The following is an 18344-nucleotide window of genomic DNA, read 5'->3' as shown; positions in this document are numbered from 1 at the left end:
CTTTTTACCCCGGCGCTTCCGAGTTGTATCTCCTGAGTGAGTGAAGAGGTTGTGCGAATTTGGCAGGCATACACCTTCCGGGGGCGGCAGATATTATTCCCGTATGGTTGTCAGCCTGGGCGTGCCGGAGCCGGGCGCCTCGATAAAACACAAATCTACCGCATTCCGCAGGAGGGTTCCTTCATGTCTACGCTTCTTTATATTACGGCACATCCGCATGACGACCGGGCTTCTTACAGCATGGCCGTCGGCAAAGCGTTTCTCGATGCTTACCGCGAAAATCACCCAGAAGACGATATCGTAGCCCTGGACCTGTATAAAGCGTACATTCCGCAAATCGATACGGACGTGTTCAGCGGCTGGGGCAAGCTGCGCTCCGGCAGTTCGTTTGATCAGCTCTCGGAAGAAGAAAAGAAAAAGGTGACCCGTTTCGGCGAACTGACGGATCAATTTGTGGCGGGCGACAAATATGTTTTCGTCACTCCGATGTGGAACTTCTCCTTCCCTCCCGTTATGAAAGCCTATATCGATACGATTTGCACGGCGGGCAAAACGTTCAAGTATACGGAGAAAGGCTCGGTCGGCCTGCTCACCGGCAAAAAGGCGCTGCACATCTACGCATGCGGCGGCATCTATTCGGAAGGTCCAACAGCCGGCTCGGACTTCGGAAGCCCGTATTTGAAAACGATCATGACGTTCTTCGGCGTGCCGTCTTTCGAAACGCTTTATGTGGAAGGCATGGCCCAGTTCCCCGACCGCGCCGAGCAGATTAAACAAGACGCCATTAAAAATGCGCAGGAGAAAGCACGGACGTTTTAATCCAAAAAGACTCGTACCGGCAGTGCGGATGAAGAATGTTCCGTCGCTGAACAGAGAAAAACCCGTAAATCGCAGATTTACGGGTTTTCTTGCGTTCATGGACGCCGCGGCGTCCCGGATAGGAGCGCTAAGCTTAGTAGCGTTCGCGTCTGATCAGCGAAATGTTGTACGCCGACACCAGCAGACCGACAATTCTCGTTACATAACCGACGAGCGGAATGTAGCTGAGGAAGGCCAGCACGATGTTGACGACAGCCGGCAGCAGCGTCCGGTTGCTGTTGATCAGGCCAATCACGGCGCTCACGAATACGAGAGGCACCACCCAGCCGCCGGACCATAGGAATCCGAACGGGATAAGGCCGACTACATAGCCGATGATAATTCCGATTTCCACAATAAGTTGAACCACATTCAAAACGCGTTTCGTTTCCGAACTCACGATAAATCCCTCTTTTCGCAGGCGGCCGGCGTGTTGACGAGTACGCCCCGTCCTATATAATTTCCAAAATGCCAGGGTGTGACTCTCGGGCTGGACAACCTTGCACAAACGCAGGAGCAGTCTGCGAATCACGCAAGCGTTTCACCCCGATTCTTATTCCCCATAATTTAATTTACGTACCGGGGCGTCTACGCGTTTCATGCGTCCGCCTTATTTTCTCCTAATTATACCTTAATTTTTATAAAAAGAGACCCCATTTTTTTCCGGGCTCAATAGAAAATATATAAAAGCGAAGGGAACCGCTCATCCCGTGTCCTCGGTGAGCCGTGCGAAGTCTAGAAGCGTACCGCGGCACCGTTCATCCGTGTGAACCCGGCGGGCAGCGATAACAGGCCGGGTTCACGCCGAGGCATCGCGGCTTTTTACGTAGAAGCCGCGATGCCGGTAGTTACGCCGCCCGGCGCAGCGCCGCCGCCCTGCTGCAGACGATACATCTGGGAGTACCGCCCGCCCATTTCCAGCAGTTCCTCGTGATTCCCCCGTTCCACAATCTCACCGCGGTGCAGGACCAGAATCAGATCCGCGCTGCGGATCGTAGACAGCCGGTGCGCGATGATGAAAGTCGTCCGGCCTTTCTTGACGACATCGAGCGCGGCCTGGATCACGGCCTCCGTCTCCGTATCGATGTTCGCGGTCGCTTCGTCCAGGATCAGAATCGCCGGATCGAAAGCAAGCGCGCGCGCAAACGAGATCAGCTGCCGCTGCCCCGCGGAGAGCGTGCTTCCTTTTTCGAGCACGGGCTCGTCGAAGCCTCCCGGCAGGTTGGCGAATATGCGCTCGCCGCCGACATCGCGCAGCGCCGCGTTCACCTTCTCCCGGGAAATCGTGCCGTCCCCGAGACTGACGTTGCTCGCAATCGTGCCCGTGAAGAGAAACGGATCCTGCAGCACGATTCCCATGTGTTGACGCAGAAGCTGCTTGGGCATGGCCGTGATATCTTGGCCGTCCACCCGGATCGTTCCTTTCTGCGGATCATAGAACCGGAACAGAAGGTTCATAATGGAGCTTTTGCCTGAACCGGTATGGCCCACGAGCGCCACGGTCTGGCCCTGCTTCGCATCGAAGGAGATGTTCTTGAGCACGTAATCTTCCTTGTAAGCGAAGGAAACCCGCTCGAAGCTGACATCGCCTTTGTAACGCGGCAGCCGGCCTTCGGTCACATCTTCTCCCGGTTCATCCATCAGCTCGAACACGCGTCCCGCCGAAATGATCGATTGATCGAGCGTCGCAAGCTGATTCACCATCCCGGTGATCGGCTGGAAGAGCCGGTTCAAGTAATCGATGAAGGCGTACAGCACCCCGAAGGAGATTACCGATTCGGCTCCCGTTCCCATTGCGGCGCCTCCGAAATGCCAGAGCAGCAGCGCGAAAGATATGTTCCGCAGCACTCCGACCAGGTTATGGGAGGTGAAAGCGTTCAAGCTTTGCAGCTTCTGCTGGTGCTTGAGATAATCCTCGTTGAGCGTTTCGAACTCCTCCATCGTTTCTTTCTGACGACGGAACGCACGGATGATCGTCATCCCCTGGATGGCTTCATTGATCATCCCGTTAATGTCGCTTAAGCGCGATCGGATGATTTTGTTGTACCGCGAAGCGTACTTGCGGTAAACGATGACCCAGACGACCAGCAGCGGGACGATCAGAAGACAGATCGCGCCCAGCTTCGGGTCCAGAAGAAATAGGGCGATAAAGATACCCGTGATATACACGAAGCCGGTGAAAAAGTTCGCCAGAACCGTCACAAACAAGTCGCGCACGGCCTCGGTATCATTGGTTACCCTGGATACGACCTTTCCGGCCGGAAGATTGTCGAAATAATGGATGGGCAGCCGCTGAATTTGCCTGTACACATCCAGCCTCAGCTTCTGGATAACGCGGTTCGCGGAAACCTGAAGCATATACCGCTCTCCGAAAGTGAAGACAGCCGCTACGGCCAGCAGCCCGAGATAAAGCAGGGCAAGCTGGATTAATTTGGCCAGTTCCGGCCGGTAGAACACATACAATTCGCCTTTGGTCAGCGACTTCGCCTCGTATACGGCGTTCTCTCCGCCTCTCGTAACCGTCAGCTTGCCGTCCTGCCAGGACCGCTGGCCGTCGAAGGCGATCGGCCCGTTAACGAAAACGAATCGCGTGCCCACCTGAAGCAGCCTGGCTTCGTCACCGCGCACTTCGCCTTCCGCGAAACGGTCTCCGCGTTTGTAAAAGGCGTCCCCGTAGGGCACCGTGTCCCCTTTTGCCACGGTATTCCCGGCATTGCCGGTTTCCTGCCGGACTTTGTACCAAGACTGCTCGATCCCGAGAATATGGGTGTCGATCATACGCTTAGCGATAAAAGGACCCGACAGCTCTGCCGCTACCGCGACGGTAAGCATAATAAGAGCAAGAATAAACAATTTTTTATGATGAAGTGCGTACTGCACCAATCGTTTGCCTGTGTGCAAGGCCGATCACCCCGCTTCCGTCAAATTGGATTCGACCTGCTGGCGCTCGTACTGTTCCTTGTACCAACCGCCCAGCGCCAGCAGTTCTTCATGGGTTCCCGCTTCGACAATCCGGCCCTCGTCGAGAACAAGAATCCGGTCCGCGTGCTCGATGGCGGACAGCCGATGCGTGGAGATGAGCGTCGTTTTGCCGGCACGCTCCCGCCGGATGTTCTCGATGATTCTCGCTTCGGTCCGCGCATCCACGGCCGACATCGCATCATCCAGCAGAAGAATCTCCGGATCGGCGATCAACGCCCTCGCGAGCGAGACACGCTGCTTCTGGCCTCCGGACAGGGCTACGCCCTTCTCACCGACAAGCGTGTCGAGCCCGTTCGCCAGCGTACCGATGTCCTGCGTGAAGGCGGCCCGTTCGATCGCCTGCAGTACTTCGTCCTCGCTTGCGTCGGCCTTGCCGAATTTGATGTTCTCCCTTACGGTTTTGGAGAACAGAATCTGCTCCTGCGGCACATAGCCGATCCACGACTGCAGCTGCTCCAGCGGAATCTGCTGGATGGGCACGCCGTCGATGGTGATCGAGCCGCTGCCGGTCGGGTACTGCCGCAGCAGCTGCCGCAGCAGCGTAGATTTCCCGCTGCCCGTCCGGCCGACTACGCCGAGGGTCTCCCCCTGACGCAGCGTGAAGCCGATGTCCTCCAGGTTGGGAGTAACCGAGGACGGATATTTGAACGCGGCTTCCCGGAAGCCGATCGTGCCCGGCTTGGCATCCGCCGCCGGCTGCGGGACGTCCTGCACATCGGGCCGGTACCCCAGCGTTTCGTTGACCCGGTCCAGAGAGGCGTTGCCCCGCTGCAGGATGTTGATGAGCTCGCCGATCGCGAACATCGGCCAGATCAGCATCCCGAGATAGATGTTGAAGGACAGGAGCTGTCCCAGCGTAAGCTCGGTCTGAAACACGAGATACGCGCCGTAGCCAAGACCGATCAAATAACTCGCCCCGACAAGCAGCTTGATCGTCGGATCGAACAAAGCGTCGATTTTCGCAACCGCAATGTTCTTGTTGTACACATCCTCCGTCAGCTCGCGAAAGCGTTCCTGTTCGTTGGCTTCCTGAACATACGCCCGCAGAACCCGGACGCCAGACGTCGCTTCCAGCACCTGATCGTTCATCTGACCGAACGCATCCTGGGCGATCGTGTACCGCTCATGAATCGTTTTGCCGTAAAACTTCATGGCCAGCGCGATGAATGGAAGCGGCAGCAGGGCCGCAAACGTAAGCTTCCAGGAGATCGTGACGCCCATCGTAAAAAGAATCACGAGCATAAACGCGCTGGAATCCACCAGCGTCAAAATACCGAAGCCCGCCGTAGAGGAGACGGATCGGAGATCATTGGTGGCGCGTGCCATCAGATCGCCCGTCCGGTACTTTTCGAAAAAGGTCGGAGTCATCTTCAGCAGATGCCGCATAAATCTCGAACGCAGCACGCGTTCCACCAGAAAAGCGCCTCCGAACAGCTGGTACATCCAAACATAGGTCATCAAATAAATAATTACCGTAATTCCCAGCGTCCACGCGATCATGGCGATCAGCCGGTCCGCCGTAATCGAACCCATATGGATCTCGTCGACCGCGTAACCGAGAATCTTCGGAGGAATAATTTCCGCGATACCGGCGACGATCAGCAGCGTGATCGCCACGGTATAGCGGATCCAGTGCTTTTTAAAAAACCAGCCGAGCTTCTGTAAAATACTGAACAAACAGGTCACCTTCTTTCTTTGTCCACGAAAAACGCTCTTTTTCTTTGCTTCCGTGTTCGTTTCTATGTAGAAAAATGAGGGCGGTCTCCTTGCGAGACCATGAAAAAAGGACGCACCGTTCAACTAACAAACGGTACGTCCTCAAAAGCGCGGCAAAGCCTGCGCTCATTAAACCGGCTGCGGGCAGCCATTATTACGGAAATGCGGGCGTCTGAACGCCGCTATCCCGATGTGTGGTTTAACGGGTGTACCGAATATTCAGCTGTTCCCTTGTTCACTGCATACGGACGTAGTCCATGGACAGGCAACATTCTAAACATCGATACCACCCTTTCTTCTCCGGTCATTTTTCTGCGCTTTCGCGTCAACTTGGTGTGATTGTATCACCCGTTGGAAAGGAATGTCAACCCGAACAAGCCGGAGAAAATCGTTATAACCAAAATGGAGCAGTGCCTTCCGAACGGGCCTTTCTGTTCCGTTTATTCCTTTTGCAGATAGCGCTTATCCTTTAGAAAAAGTCTCCAAAACAGATAAAACACGGGAACCAGAATCGCCGAGCTCACGATATACCCGATGAAAAGCGAACGGAACATCGTCGGATTCGTAATCCCTTCGTCGAATGTCAAATGAGGATAAACCATGTAAGGCATGTGAGCGGAAAAATAAGCATAGCTCGCCAGTCCGTACTGGATGATGACCGTGATGATCGAAGCCCGCGGGTAACCGCTGCGGCCATCCGGCCTTCGTTTAAGCAGCAAAATATAGGCGGCGATAAAAGCGGCCACCGAAAGGCCGAACCAGAGGGCGTACCGCTTGAAGCCCTCCACCATCCACGGCGCATGCTCCGAAAAGGTGCTGACGGTGAGCAGGGCCATCAGAAGGTTGATGGGCCCCCAGATAATCGCGAGCCTGCGGTAATCGCGGTACGTCTCCTCGTCTCCCGCCTCGCGGGAGTAGTCCGCCAGGAAGAGCGCGGACATGAACAGCTCGGTAGACAGCCCGAAGCCGAGATGCGCGTACTCCGTCGAACTGGTGAACAGTTCACCGAGATGAAGGACCGGCACTCCGTCTTCGATGGTGACGAACCCCCCCAGCGTGATCGGCAGCACGCTGACCAGAAGTCCCGGGATAAGGAGACCCGTAATCCCGGAAACGACCCGCAGCAGGCGGCCGTGCTTCGCCACGGAGTAGGCGTAGACCATGAACGTGCTGCGGACGAGCAGCAGCAGGAGAACGAGCGACACCGGCACGAGCAGGGCCGCGCCGAGCATATGGGTCGCCTTCGGGAAGAAGCCGACGAGGGCCACGACGAACAGAACGAGAAACACGTTCGTCACTTCCCACGTCGGCGACAAATACCGGTTCGCCAGGGCTCCCGCCTTCGTATGATGCTGCCCGCTGAAGTACATCGACCAGAAACCCGCGCCGAAGTCGATGGAGCCGAGAATCGAGTACGTGAACAGGAATACCCAGAGTACGCTGACCGCCAAAGTTACGTCGCTCATGTAATCGCCCCCTCGGCAGCCTGGGGCTGGTCTCCGTTCGCGGCGGCAAGTCCGAGCGCTTCCGATACGGGATGCCTTTTGAAGTAAACATGCATGACGATCGACGTCACGACAAGCAGAAACACGTAGACGGACACGAACATGACGAACAGGGTTCCGATGCCCTGGGACTGCAGGGCGGCTTCGCTGGTCCGCTGCACGTGGTAAACCGTCCAGGGCTGCCGGCCCGTGCAGCTGAAGATCCAGCCGATCTCGATGCCCAGCATGGAGAGAGGCCCCGAAGCGACAAGGACGGTCAGCAGCCAGCGCGGGTAGGGCTTTTTGAACCAGATGCGGATCAGCAGGCCCAGAAAGGCCAACGCGAGCAGGAACATGCCGATGAACACCATCAAGTTAAAGAGGGTGTGAATGTACAGCGGCGGCCAGTTCTCCCGCGGGAATTCGTTGAGGCCCCGGACCACGGTATCGAAACGGTTCCCTGCCAGCAGGCTGAGAAAGCCCGGCAGCTCGATCGCCCCCTTGATAGACTGCGTCTCTTCGTCGACTTTACCGAAGATGGCAAGCGGGGCGTGAGACTGCGTCTCGAACAGCCCTTCGGCGGCGGCGAGCTTTTCGGGGATGTTATGATGCAGCATCTGGGCCGTCGCATGTCCGTTGACGGCCGTGAAGGCGGTCATGATGCCGCCGAAGATGAGCGCAAGAAACAGGCCCTTGCGGTGGTAATCCGCTTCGCGGGGAGCTTTGCGCGCCTTCAGCAGCTTGTAAGCCGCCACGGAAGCGACAGCGAAAGCGCCTGTCATATAGGCGGTAGACAGGACGTGCAGCGCCGTCGACCAAAGGCTCGGGTTGAACACGGCCTCCCACGGGCGGATGTCGACGAAGTCTCCGTTTGCGTTGATGGAGAACCCCCGCGGCGTGTTCATAAACGCGTGCGCGTCCGTGATCATCACCGCCGAGGCGCTGGCCCCGATCGCGACGAAGATGACGCTGACGATCCGGGCGGCCGGAGGCAGCCGGTCCGCCGCGTACAAGTAGATCGACATAAAGAGGGCCTCGAAGAAAAAGGCCCACATTTCGATCTGAAACGGCAGGGCGATCACCTGTCCGACGATCCGCATGAAACCCGGCCAGAGCAGAGAGAGCATCACGCCGACGATCGTTCCCGACGGAATGGCTACGCCGAGCAGAATGCCGGACGCTTTCGTCCACCTTCTGGCGAGCACCACGTAGTCGCGGTCTTTTTTGACATGATACATAATTTCCGCAAACACGATCATCATCGGAAGCCCGACCCCGAGTGTCGCAAAAATAATATGAAACGCCATTGACGTGCCGAACAAGGCCCGCGCCATCACGACGGTATCCATAGATCCACACTCCTTTTGTAGCCACCTGGCCCAATTCCTTCCTGTAATATGGGTCAAAAAGGAAGGAAGTATGCGTTTGGGGCACCTCGGAGTACAACAGTTCCTGACTTAGCCTTTTGGCTGGAGCAGTTATAACGGAGAAGAACTGTCCGAAAGGTGATGAAATCTACCTTTAGACAGCTCCTTTAATAGGGACACTATTTATTTTTGTTCATTCGAAAATGTGTAGAAACATCTTGCTCTGCCGCTTTATCTACCATTGTTTTTAAAAGCCGGGCATCTTCTTTATGGTCGGTTTTCCATTGTTGCGCATTAAAATCTGAAGGAGAGATAGATGGAAGATCGCTTGAGTTGACTATTTTTTGCAGCGATGTCTCCAGTTCTTTTGCTCCCTTTTCCACTTTCTCCAGAACAAAAGGTATTGCAGGAGCACCGAGCTCCATCAATTTCTCATTTTTCCATTCCGCAGACTCTTTGGAATTCACGATTTTCTCTACCTTACCGGGAACAGCTTTCAAATGGAGTTTCCAAGAACGTGTAAATTCTTCCGGATCCGACCATTTAAATTCACTTTTCTTCAAGTCAACTCTGGCAATTTCTTCAGCTGCCGCCGCCAACATATATTTATCCAGTCCAAAACTGTTCCCTTCCATAATCCGCTCTTCAATAACAGGTAATGCCGGGTAACCCATTTTAACGATTCGCTCGTATTCTTTATTATTTTTGATAAATGCATAAGGGTTCGAACTAAGACCTAACGTAGGGTCTTCTTTTGTTAATCGGTCTATTTCTTCTCGCATATCGGATAAATTTATATAGGTTGGAGTAGATAATGAGGCTGAGGTTGGGGGACTGAATAGATGGATATAACCCACGCCCATGAGTAGTCCCGAGAGTGCACTGACCATTATTGTTTTTTTCACACATATGCCTCCTAATAGTAATATTGGACTGCAGGTCCGTATCCGGCCGAACTATTATAAGGACTTAGTGAATAAGTGGTGACCAACTCAGCAATTCCCCATTTTGATTTAGTCGTACTAGAATCAAGTACTCTCGCAATATGACCCACCGATGAAAGCGACTTGCCATAAGCAATAAGCTTAGGTGGATTGTTGGGATTTCCAGTATTCCGATCAGAGTATCCATAACTTCTTAAAAAGGATGTCATTTCAGTTGCTGTAGCATCACGGTCATATCCCGAACTCTTCCAAGGCCAAACCCACTTGGTTGTTTCATCAATGGCATAAGCAAGACAGTTATAAGGAAACAAATGATTACCGTCCGTCCCTGAGTTAAAATCTGCAGAGTATGAAACCCCGTTTCTAAGATGCTCCCGAAACCAGGCGTCTGAATGATTCGTTACTGCAAAAACAGTGCTACCAAAAGTAACTATCATTACAGTAAAAAAGACGACAGCCAGTCTAACCTTTTTCACGATCAAATTAATCGCTCCCTCATCTCATCTATTCGTAATTCGGCTTATGGCTTCTGGATGAATCTCCTTAAGAAGGGTCATTAAGTTATCTGACAGCTCACTGTAGCGCATTTCATCGAAAGGATAAGCATACAGCTGTGAAGTCCGTATGGCGCGCAGGTTTTGCCACTCCTCACGTTCCTTAGGAGGAACATATTCAGGTGAACGGAAGTAATTTTGGTATAGAATCAGATCCGGATCAGCCTTAAGCAGTTGCTCCAGTGTAACTGGGATACTATCCGGGTTTTGGTTTTCTAGCCAAGGTAAAATATTTCCTCCTCCGGTCAAGGAAAGCATATCGTCTTCCAACGTATTTTTTCCCACGCCTATACTGGTCACTTGATTATTCTTGGAAAAAGAGCGGTTGTACCCCCGTTCCCAGTAGACCTTTTTCATCGGCAGTCCCTTCCGGGCTTCCTTCACCTGTGCGATAACCTTCCCCAACTTGTCCGATGCCTGTTCCGCAAGCTCTCGCCTGTTTAGAATGATCCCGACTGTAAGCATGTCCGAAGCAATCCGGGCGATCTCGGTATGCCCTGTTACCCAGATAGGAAACCCCATTGTTCGAAAGCTTTGTATATTCATGCACATCTCCGAACCTGGATAAACCAGCACGGAAGGAGCAGGATAGAGGAAAAAATCCGGTTTAGATTTTGCGATAATCCGTTCCCTTGATCCCCACAAACTGCTTGCCGAATCTTCCGTTACTTCGACGATTTTATCGCGTGCGCCAATGACCTCCATAAAGTCTTTAAGTTCAGCATTGTCTACCGCAACTCGTTGGGGTTCGCTCGGAATAGTAACTTCTTCCCCGCAAGCGTCCTTCAAGACCAGAGGATAGGTCGTTTGCTTAGCTTTTGGTCTTGAGACTAGAGAATCGGGAGTGGCAGCAAGTTGCGGATTCAGGGACTGCTCGTTAGAACAGCCGGAAGCGGCTATTATACTTGACAGCGCAACCAACTTGACCAGGAAACACCAACACTGCCCGACACGTTTATGTTTAATTTGAATAGGTGCGGCCTCCTTCCTAATTCTTTTCCATTACAACAATACAATTTTTTTACATATTTGTAAGTCGAAAAGCATAAAGAATGCATAAAACTAGGGTGATTTGATAAGGCTCCATCTCAACAGTTTTGTTTACATCAAAAAAAACCACCCCGGCCGAAATAGCCAAGGCAGCTTAATCTTATTGCTATTTTAAAAATCGAAATTGTCCGGGTCCGGACCCACACGCTGATCCAGATTCAAAGCGTCGATACGCCCTATCTCTTCAGCGGTAAGTTCGAAGTCGAAAATATCGGCGTTTTGCGCGATACGCTCAGGCGTGATGGACTTCGGAATGGTAACGATTCCGCTTTGGACGTCCCAGCGCAGCACGGTCTGAGCCGGGCTTTTGCCGTACTTCTCGCCGATCTCGATCAGCACCGGGTTATCCAGCAGTTGGCCCTGCATTAGCGGGCTCCATGCCTCCAGCTGGATGCCGTTTTTGCGGCAGAAATCCCGGAGGGGCTGCTGCGTCAAGCGCGGGTGGAATTCCACCTGGTTCACGGCCGGAACGATCTCGCTATCTTTCAGGAGATCTTCCAGATGATGAACATGGAAGTTACTCACGCCGATAGCGCGCACGCTTCCGTCACGGTACAGCTTCTCCAGCGCTCTCCACGTTTCCTTGTACTTGCCCTTAACCGGCCAGTGAATGAGATACAGATCTATGTAATCCAGACCAAGCTTGCCGCGGCTTTCTTCAAAAGCCTGCAGGGTCGTTTCGTAACCTTGATTGGCATTCCACACCTTTGTGGTGATAAAAAGGTCCTCGCGCTTGGCGCCGCTGTCTCTGATCGCCTGGCCCACGCCCGCTTCGTTCCCGTAAACTGCCGCCGTGTCGATGCTGCGGTAACCCACTTCGATGGCGGTGCGCACGGCGCGCTCGACATCTCCGCCTTCCGCGGCTTTCCACACCCCAAGCCCGAACCAAGGCATCCGGACATCGTTGTTCAGAACGGTTGTATCGTTTAACTGTTTCGGCATTTTGACCAGCCTCCATTGTTCTTCTAGGTTTACAAGGCATATGACGTCTGCTTGTTTCTTTTTTATGATAGCACAAAACGAAGGGACGAACTAAAATCATACATGTTATAGCGGCCGCCGAAGGACTGCAAACCCGGTTACGGCATAAAAAAAGCCCCATTCCCCTCAGTCTGGACTGAAGGGAATGGGACCGCCTGTACCTGCCGGGCAGGGAAGCTTCAGGACCGCGTACTGTTGTGCAGGTCTTCGATCTCCTGCCGCAGGCCTGTTTCGACTTCCTCGAATGCAGCCTGGTTAAAGCTCAGCGAAGCGTCCTCTACGGCGCGTTCGGCATGCCGGATAGCCTGATTCGCCTGTTCTTCAAGCTTGGCTGTCGGATGAGTCAGCGCTTGGGAGACGGCGTTGTGGACCTTTTCCAGCGAATTTTGCGCTTGGGAAATCGGGTTTTGCGACTGCAGACTGGAATCGCGCTCGGTCATGGTTGAAGCCTCCTTCGTCTCGATAGGAATTTCAGACTTCTATAGGATGAGGCAACCTTACGGTGTTTATGCTCCCGATCCGAATGCGGACTAAGAAATGATTCCGACCGAATACAGGAAAATAAGGACGATCAGCGGCGGAATTACGATGCGGAGCAGGAAAACCCATACCCGCAGCAGCGTGCCTTTGAGTCCGGCCTCTTCCATGGCGCGTTTCGAGGCATACGCGATAAAGAGCGTAACGACCAGGCCGCCGATAGGAAGCAGGACGTTGGAGGTAACGAAGTCCAAGGAATCGAACACCGTCTTGCCGCCGATTTTGAAATCGCTCAGAACACCGCCGACCGATAAGGCCGATGGCACCCCGACGATAAAACAGACCGCGGTCGTCCAGGACGTCGCCTTAAGCCGCGACCATTTCCAGCGATCCATCGCAAAAGCCACCGGCACTTCCAGCAGCGATAGGATCGACGTGAAGGCGGCGATGGCCAGCAAGACGAAGAACAGGCCGCCGAAAGCCGCGCCCAAAGGCATCGAAGAGAATGCCGCAGGCAGCACGACGAATACGAGTCCGGGTCCTTGGGCCGGCTCCAGGCCGAACGAGAACGTCGTCGGGAAGACGACGAGGCCCGCGATAAGGGCGTAAAGCAGATTGCCGCCCGTAACCGCTACGGTCGCCCGTCCCAGGGACTGCTCTTTTTGCACATAAGAGCCATACGTAATCATGACGCCCATCCCGACCGACATCGAGAAGAAGGCTTGCCCCAGGGCAACGAGCGCGGACTCGCCCGTCAGCTTGCTGAAATCCGGCTTCAGGAAAAATTCGATCCCCGCTCCGGCTCCCGGAAGCGTCAAAGCGCGTGCCATCAGAATGAGCAGCACGACCGCAAGTGCGGGAATAAGCACCTTGTTGAATTTTTCGATACCGCCGGATACTCCCCGGGCAATTACCCAGCCGGACAATCCCAGAATGAGGAACTGCCAGGCAATCGGGCTGTACCCGGAGGTGAAGGTTTGAAACTGAACGGCGTAATCCGTTCCTTTGTACAAAGCTCCCGTAAAGGAACTAAGCGCATAATGCAGCGTCCAGCCCGCAATAACGGAATAAAAAGACGTGATCATGAAGGAACCGAACACCCCGAGAAAACCGAAGAAGCTCCAGCGTTTGGAACCCGACAAATTAAGAAAAGAGGTAGAGGCGTTCCCCCGTCCCGCGCGTCCTATGGCCATTTCGGCCAGCAGCACCGGCATACCGACGATGATGAGACAGATGATGAACAGCAGCACAAAAGCCGCTCCACCGTATATCCCCGTTATATAAGGAAATTTCCATAGATTGCCGAGACCAATCGCACTCCCGATCGCCGACATGATGAAACCGAGGGAAGAGAAGCGCTCCCCGCTCTTTTCACCGGCTGCCGGGCCTGAAGCTCTCCCGTTTAAATCTTGTTTGCTCATGCTTTCACCTGCTTGTATGGGTCTAGGATTTTAACGGTCTGTATATAAACAGAGGTTTATTCTATCGGAAAGGAGAAGGTGTGTCCAGTTATTATTGACCTATGTTCAATAAATCACTATAAGTTCTTGAGGACTATAGCGACAAACCAAAAAACGGCCGCCCGCAAGGGCCGCCGCTTCACGATCTATTCGATTAAACAGGCAAAGGCGTCGGTTCGGACAAAGGCGAATCCGGCGACGAGACTGATTTGGTGTTCACGTAATTCACCATCTCCTCACATCCCGGAAGTCTCCGTCCTTTACCGAAAGGCACGCACGTAGGCGTTCCGAAAATGGGATCGCGGACGAGGCGGCAGTTCAAACCGAACACGTGTCGGACCAGTTCCTCCGTCACGACTTCTTCAGGCTTGCCCGCAGCGTAGACCTTCTTGTCGCAAATAGCGACGATATGGTGCGCATAGCGGCAGGCCAGATTGAGATCGTGGAGAACCATGACGATTGTCGTGTTTTCCTTCTCGTTGAGCTCCCATAGAAGATCGAGAATTTCGATCTGATGCGTCATGTCGAGATACGTCGTCGGCTCGTCGAGCAGGATCGTATTGGTCCCCTGCGCGAGCGTCATGGCGATCCAGGCCCGCTGTCTCTGGCCGCCCGACAGCGAATCCACCTGGCGTTCGGCCAGCGGAGCCATGCCCGTCGCTTCCAGCGCCTTGGTTACCGCAGCCTCGTCTTCCCGGGTCCACTGCTTCAGCCAGTTCTGGTGCGGGTAGCGCCCCTGCTTCACCAGCTCGAAGACGGTCATTCCTTCGGGAGCGGTTGGGCCCTGCGGCAGAATCGCCATTTGACGCGCGACTTCCTTGGTGGACTGCTTCGCGATTTCCTGACCGTTCAGCAGCACGGCACCGTTCTTGGGCTTCATCAGCCGGGCCATGGAGCGCAGCAGTGTCGATTTACCGCAGCCGTTGCAGCCGATCAACACGGTAATCTGACCTTTCGGAATCTCCAGATCGAGATTCTCGATAATATCCGTTTGATTGTAAGAAAGCGTCAGCGACTTGGTTTCGATCCCAGACATACGCTCAATCTCCTTTGCCAAGAAAAAGTGGTGTTCATCAAGATGACCAGAGGCTAAACCGTTCAGAGCGGCAGTCGGCGCTGCGGATACCGGCGTGATCCGGCTGCCCGCCGAAAATGCGGATGACAGCAGCCGTCTCTGGGCGCAGCGTCTCACTATTTATATACCGGATAATTCGTCTATGTGTTCCGGGATTTATACAGCAGATAAATAAAATACGGGGCACCGACGCAGGCCGTAAAAATCCCGGCGGGATAATCGTGCGGCGGAAACGCCGTGCGGCCGATATAATCGGACACCAGCACGACCAGAGCGCCGAACAGCCCCGAAGCCGGCAGCAAAGCGCCGTACGCGCTTCCGACAAGCCGCCGCGCCATATGCGGCGCGATCAGCCCGACGAAGGTGATGCCTCCGCCGAAGGCAACGGCCGAACCGGCAAGAGCGGTGCTGAGCAGAATCAGCACGACGCGCTGGCGGTTCACCCGGCTGCCCACGCTGGTGGCGACCGAATCGCCCAGCGCCTGGACGTTGAGGCTGCGCGCCATGTACGCGAGAATCGGAATCAGCACCGCCAGCCATAAGGCCAGCGCTCCGACATGGCTCCAATTCGAGCCGTACACGCTTCCCACCTTCCAGGTGACGGCCTGCGTAGTCAGAACCGGCGGGGCGAGCAGGATCAGCATCGTGTTCACCGCGGACAGAGAAGCCGCGATCCCAATGCCGATCAGCACGAGCCTCACCGGCGGCAGCCCGTTCTTCCAGGCCAGGGCCATGATGGCCAGCGCCGTCAGCGAGGCGCCGGTGAAAGCCGCAAGCGGCAGCCACTGAGCCTGGGAGAGGAACGTGCTGCTCGTGCCGGTCGTCATCACGATGAAGGCGACAACGAACACTCCGGCACCGTCGGTGATGCCGATGATATCCGGGGACGCCAGCGGATTGCGGCTGACGCCCTGCAGAATCGCTCCGGCCATAGCCAGAGCCGCTCCTACCATGACGGCCACGAGAACCCGCGGCAGCCGGAACGTGTTAATAACGAGCGCATCCTGCGGCGTGCCCATCCCGAACAGCGTGCGGAGCACCTGCAGCGGGCTGATTTTAATCTCTCCCGTGCCCGTCGAGACGAGCATAAGGAGGAAGAGCAGCACCGCCAGGATCGCAGTGACGAGCAAAGCCCGCTTATCCAGTACGAATGAGACGGACGGCCATTTTAAACGAATGTGTTTGTAGCGGCTCATGAGGAAGTCTTAAACCCCCTCCGCGCGATATAGACGAAAAACGGCGTTCCGATAAAAGCCGTCATCACACCGACGGGAACTTCCTGCGGCATAATGATGAAACGCGAAAGCGTATCGGCCGCCACCAGCAACAGCGCGCCGCAGATTCCCGCGTACGGGATAACCCAGCGGTGATCGAAGCCGACGAGAGACCGGACAAGGTGCGGCACGATAATGCCGACGAATCCGATCGGGCCCGCCACGGCGACGGAGCCTCCCGCCAGGAAGACGACAACGACGGCCGCGATCAGCTTGATGTAGACCGTACGCTGTCCCAGCCCGACGGCCACGTCCTCGCCCATCATCAGGACGTTGACCTGGCTGGACAGCAGCAGGGCGACAAGCCAGGCCGCGCCCAGATAAGGCAGCACCGGGAGCAGAATGTCCAGCTTGCGCCCCTCGACCGATCCGGCCAGCCAGTACAGGACGTCCTGAATGCGCGTCTCGTTGGAGAGCAGCACACCCTGCGTGAGCGAGTTCGCCAAGGCGGCAACCGCTGCGCCCGCAAGCGTCAGCTTCATGGGCGTGAGCCCCTCCCGGCCCACGGAGCCGAGCAAGTAAACGACCGCCGAAGCGATGGCCGCTCCCAGAAAGGCGATCCACGCCAGCGTGGACAGCGAGCTGATCGACAGCAGAGACATGGCGATCACGATGAGCAGGCCCGCTCCCGCATTAATGCCGAGAAGCCCGGGCGAAGCGAGCGGATTCTTCGTAAGCGCCTGCATCAGCACACCCGCAATAGCGAGGCTCGAACCAACAGCGGCCGCGATCAGCGCCCTCGGCATCCGCGCTTCGCGGATGATCAGATGCTCGTTGGAGCCGTTGAAAGCACGGTAGGCATCCCAGGCGGTATGCCAGTTAGTGCCCGTATATCCGTAAACGATGCTGCATCCCATAGCAAATATAAGCAGGGCGGCACCGGTCAGAAGTCCTATGGTTTTGAAAGTGTTCGTTCTTAGAGGCAAATCGGCAAACCCCTTTGCTAGTACCGGGCATACGGACAAACCCTATATACCCTATCCCTATTCTCCCTTTAGTGTAAAATACCCCCCGCCCAATGTCAATGAAGTTGATAATCATTATCATAGTTAAACGGGACGATTGTACTTATTCTTATCTAAGAAAAAATACCCATTCGCCCGGGTTCGGGCGAATGGGTACGGCTTTGCAGGCCCGCTATCGGATTTCCGATCCGAGCGCGCGGGCGGCCAGCGCCAATGCGCCGCAGATTCCGGCATTGTCGCCGAGCTGCGGGTATACGACGTAGTCGGCGATCCCCGCCATAACTTCCTCTTTCTGAACGTAGCCGTTCAGAAGTTCCTGCAGGCGGGCGTGGATTAACGGAAACAGCTGCTGCTGTTTCATCACGCCTCCGCCCATGATAATCTTCTCCGGCGACAGGATCAGAATGTAGCTCATCAGCGCCTGGGCCAGGTAATCGGCTTCGAGTTCCCAGGCTTTGTGGTCCGTGCCCAGCTCGGTTCCCTTCACTCCCCAGCGCGCCTCGATGGCCGGGCCTGCCGCCAGTCCTTCCAGACAATCTTTATGGTAAGGACATTTTCCTTCGTAAGTGTCTTCCGCATTGCGGCGTACGAAAATGTGGCCCATTTCCGGATGCGTGAGCCCGTGCACGAGCTTGCCGCCTACGACCGCTCCCGCTCCGATGCCGGTTCCCACCGTAATATAAAGGCAGCTCTCCAGCCCTTTGGCCGCTCCCCAGGTCGCTTCCCCGAGCGCCGCGCCGTTCACGTCCGTATCGAATTCCATCGGTACGTCGAAATGCTTTTTCAATTCACCCAAAATGTTATAGTTGCCCCAATGCGGCTTGGGGGTCGTTGTAATATAGCCGTAAGTCGGGCTCTTCTTATTCGGATCTACCGGCCCGAACGAGCCTACGCCGAGCGCTTCGATTCCTTTGCCCTCGAAGAACGCAAGAACGCTGCCCATCGTCTCTTCCGGAGTGGTCGTCGGGAAGCTTGCCCGCTCCAATACCGTGCCATCCTCATTGCCTATCGCACAGACAAACTTGGTTCCGCCTGCTTCAATTGCTCCTAGTGTACGCATCTGCTGTGTCCTCTCCTCTTCCGGTTACGAAAACAGACGGTCAGGAGAACGCGTCTCCCGGCCGTCTGTCCTGTTATGCCCATTGTAAGAGATGCCG

At 55.1% G+C, this 18344-nt stretch carries 16 protein-coding genes; 1 reads left to right on the top strand and 15 read right to left on the bottom strand.

Features of this window, described 5'->3' with window-relative positions:
* The first annotated feature begins 183 nt into the window (after nucleotides 1–183).
* Nucleotides 184–819 (top strand): FMN-dependent NADH-azoreductase, encoded by a 636-nt coding sequence (locus AC58P5_RS20340; protein ID WP_497389738.1) that lies wholly within the window; start codon nucleotides 184–186, stop codon nucleotides 817–819.
* A 133-nt stretch (nucleotides 820–952) separates the two neighbouring features.
* Here AC58P5_RS20340 and AC58P5_RS20335 read toward each other — a convergent pair whose 3' ends face one another.
* The 15 genes from AC58P5_RS20335 to AC58P5_RS20265 form a co-directional block, all read right to left on the bottom strand.
* Complete coding sequence (locus tag AC58P5_RS20335) at nucleotides 953–1258, bottom strand: hypothetical protein (protein ID WP_497389736.1); 306 nt, start codon at nucleotides 1256–1258, stop codon at nucleotides 953–955.
* 422 nt (nucleotides 1259–1680) lie between these two features.
* Nucleotides 1681–3690: an ABC transporter ATP-binding protein gene (locus tag AC58P5_RS20330; RefSeq protein ID WP_497389814.1), complete on the bottom strand. Its 2010-nt coding sequence runs from the start codon at nucleotides 3688–3690 to the stop codon at nucleotides 1681–1683.
* Between the two features lie 75 nt (nucleotides 3691–3765).
* The gene (locus tag AC58P5_RS20325) at nucleotides 3766–5517 is read right to left on the bottom strand and encodes an ABC transporter ATP-binding protein (RefSeq protein WP_497389734.1); all 1752 of its coding nucleotides are present in this window, start codon (nucleotides 5515–5517) and stop codon (nucleotides 3766–3768) included.
* Between the two features lie 479 nt (nucleotides 5518–5996).
* The gene (locus AC58P5_RS20320; RefSeq protein ID WP_497389732.1) at nucleotides 5997–7022 is read right to left on the bottom strand and encodes a cytochrome d ubiquinol oxidase subunit II; all 1026 of its coding nucleotides are present in this window, start codon (nucleotides 7020–7022) and stop codon (nucleotides 5997–5999) included.
* Nucleotides 7019–8389, bottom strand: a complete 1371-nt coding sequence (locus AC58P5_RS20315) for a cytochrome ubiquinol oxidase subunit I (protein ID WP_497389730.1) — start codon at nucleotides 8387–8389, stop codon at nucleotides 7019–7021. Before AC58P5_RS20315 ends, AC58P5_RS20320 begins: the two co-directional genes overlap by 4 nt.
* A gap of 197 nt (nucleotides 8390–8586) precedes the next feature.
* Nucleotides 8587–9312: a hypothetical protein gene (locus AC58P5_RS20310; protein ID WP_497389728.1), complete on the bottom strand. Its 726-nt coding sequence runs from the start codon at nucleotides 9310–9312 to the stop codon at nucleotides 8587–8589.
* Between the two features lie 11 nt (nucleotides 9313–9323).
* A complete protein-coding gene (locus AC58P5_RS20305) occupies nucleotides 9324–9827 on the bottom strand; it encodes a DUF7689 domain-containing protein (RefSeq protein WP_497389812.1) in 504 nt (167 codons plus the stop codon).
* Between the two features lie 24 nt (nucleotides 9828–9851).
* On the bottom strand, nucleotides 9852–10826 hold the full coding sequence (locus AC58P5_RS20300; protein ID WP_497389726.1) for an ABC transporter substrate-binding protein: 975 nt from the start codon (nucleotides 10824–10826) through the stop codon (nucleotides 9852–9854).
* A 240-nt stretch (nucleotides 10827–11066) separates the two neighbouring features.
* Complete coding sequence (locus tag AC58P5_RS20295; protein ID WP_497389725.1) at nucleotides 11067–11897, bottom strand: aldo/keto reductase; 831 nt, start codon at nucleotides 11895–11897, stop codon at nucleotides 11067–11069.
* A gap of 218 nt (nucleotides 11898–12115) precedes the next feature.
* Entirely contained in the window at nucleotides 12116–12376 is a 261-nt protein-coding gene (locus AC58P5_RS20290; protein ID WP_497389723.1) for a hypothetical protein, read from the bottom strand.
* A gap of 90 nt (nucleotides 12377–12466) precedes the next feature.
* Entirely contained in the window at nucleotides 12467–13834 is a 1368-nt protein-coding gene (locus AC58P5_RS20285) for a sodium-dependent transporter (protein ID WP_497389722.1), read from the bottom strand.
* 193 nt (nucleotides 13835–14027) lie between these two features.
* On the bottom strand, nucleotides 14028–14909 hold the full coding sequence (locus AC58P5_RS20280) for an ABC transporter ATP-binding protein (RefSeq protein ID WP_497389720.1): 882 nt from the start codon (nucleotides 14907–14909) through the stop codon (nucleotides 14028–14030).
* A 179-nt stretch (nucleotides 14910–15088) separates the two neighbouring features.
* Nucleotides 15089–16144: a FecCD family ABC transporter permease gene (locus AC58P5_RS20275; protein ID WP_497389718.1), complete on the bottom strand. Its 1056-nt coding sequence runs from the start codon at nucleotides 16142–16144 to the stop codon at nucleotides 15089–15091.
* Nucleotides 16141–17148, bottom strand: coding sequence for a FecCD family ABC transporter permease (locus AC58P5_RS20270; RefSeq protein WP_497389716.1), 1008 nt, complete (start codon nucleotides 17146–17148; stop codon nucleotides 16141–16143). The genes AC58P5_RS20275 and AC58P5_RS20270 overlap by 4 nt, the downstream gene beginning before the upstream one ends.
* 211 nt (nucleotides 17149–17359) lie before the next feature.
* The gene (locus AC58P5_RS20265; protein WP_497389714.1) at nucleotides 17360–18247 is read right to left on the bottom strand and encodes an ROK family protein; all 888 of its coding nucleotides are present in this window, start codon (nucleotides 18245–18247) and stop codon (nucleotides 17360–17362) included.
* Between the last annotated feature and the right edge of the window lie 97 nt (nucleotides 18248–18344).

This window comes from Paenibacillus sp. JT31N7 (genome assembly GCF_059692095.1).
This window is presented reverse-complemented; position numbering and strand designations above follow the sequence as displayed.

Excerpts from the sequence above, each read along its gene's own strand:
- AC58P5_RS20340 (WP_497389738.1), top strand. The coding sequence starts at position 184 with ATGTCTACGCTTCTTTATATTACGGCACATCCGCATGACGACCGGGCT.
- AC58P5_RS20330 (WP_497389814.1), bottom strand. The coding sequence starts at position 3,690 with ATGCTTACCGTCGCGGTAGCGGCAGAGCTGTCGGGTCCTTTTATCGCT.
- AC58P5_RS20320 (WP_497389732.1), bottom strand. The coding sequence starts at position 7,022 with ATGAGCGACGTAACTTTGGCGGTCAGCGTACTCTGGGTATTCCTGTTC.
- AC58P5_RS20315 (WP_497389730.1), bottom strand. The coding sequence starts at position 8,389 with ATGGATACCGTCGTGATGGCGCGGGCCTTGTTCGGCACGTCAATGGCG.
- AC58P5_RS20295 (WP_497389725.1), bottom strand. The coding sequence starts at position 11,897 with ATGCCGAAACAGTTAAACGATACAACCGTTCTGAACAACGATGTCCGG.
- AC58P5_RS20290 (WP_497389723.1), bottom strand. The coding sequence starts at position 12,376 with ATGACCGAGCGCGATTCCAGTCTGCAGTCGCAAAACCCGATTTCCCAA.
- AC58P5_RS20285 (WP_497389722.1), bottom strand. The coding sequence starts at position 13,834 with ATGAGCAAACAAGATTTAAACGGGAGAGCTTCAGGCCCGGCAGCCGGT.
- AC58P5_RS20280 (WP_497389720.1), bottom strand. The coding sequence starts at position 14,909 with ATGTCTGGGATCGAAACCAAGTCGCTGACGCTTTCTTACAATCAAACG.
- AC58P5_RS20275 (WP_497389718.1), bottom strand. The coding sequence starts at position 16,144 with ATGAGCCGCTACAAACACATTCGTTTAAAATGGCCGTCCGTCTCATTC.
- AC58P5_RS20265 (WP_497389714.1), bottom strand. The coding sequence starts at position 18,247 with ATGCGTACACTAGGAGCAATTGAAGCAGGCGGAACCAAGTTTGTCTGT.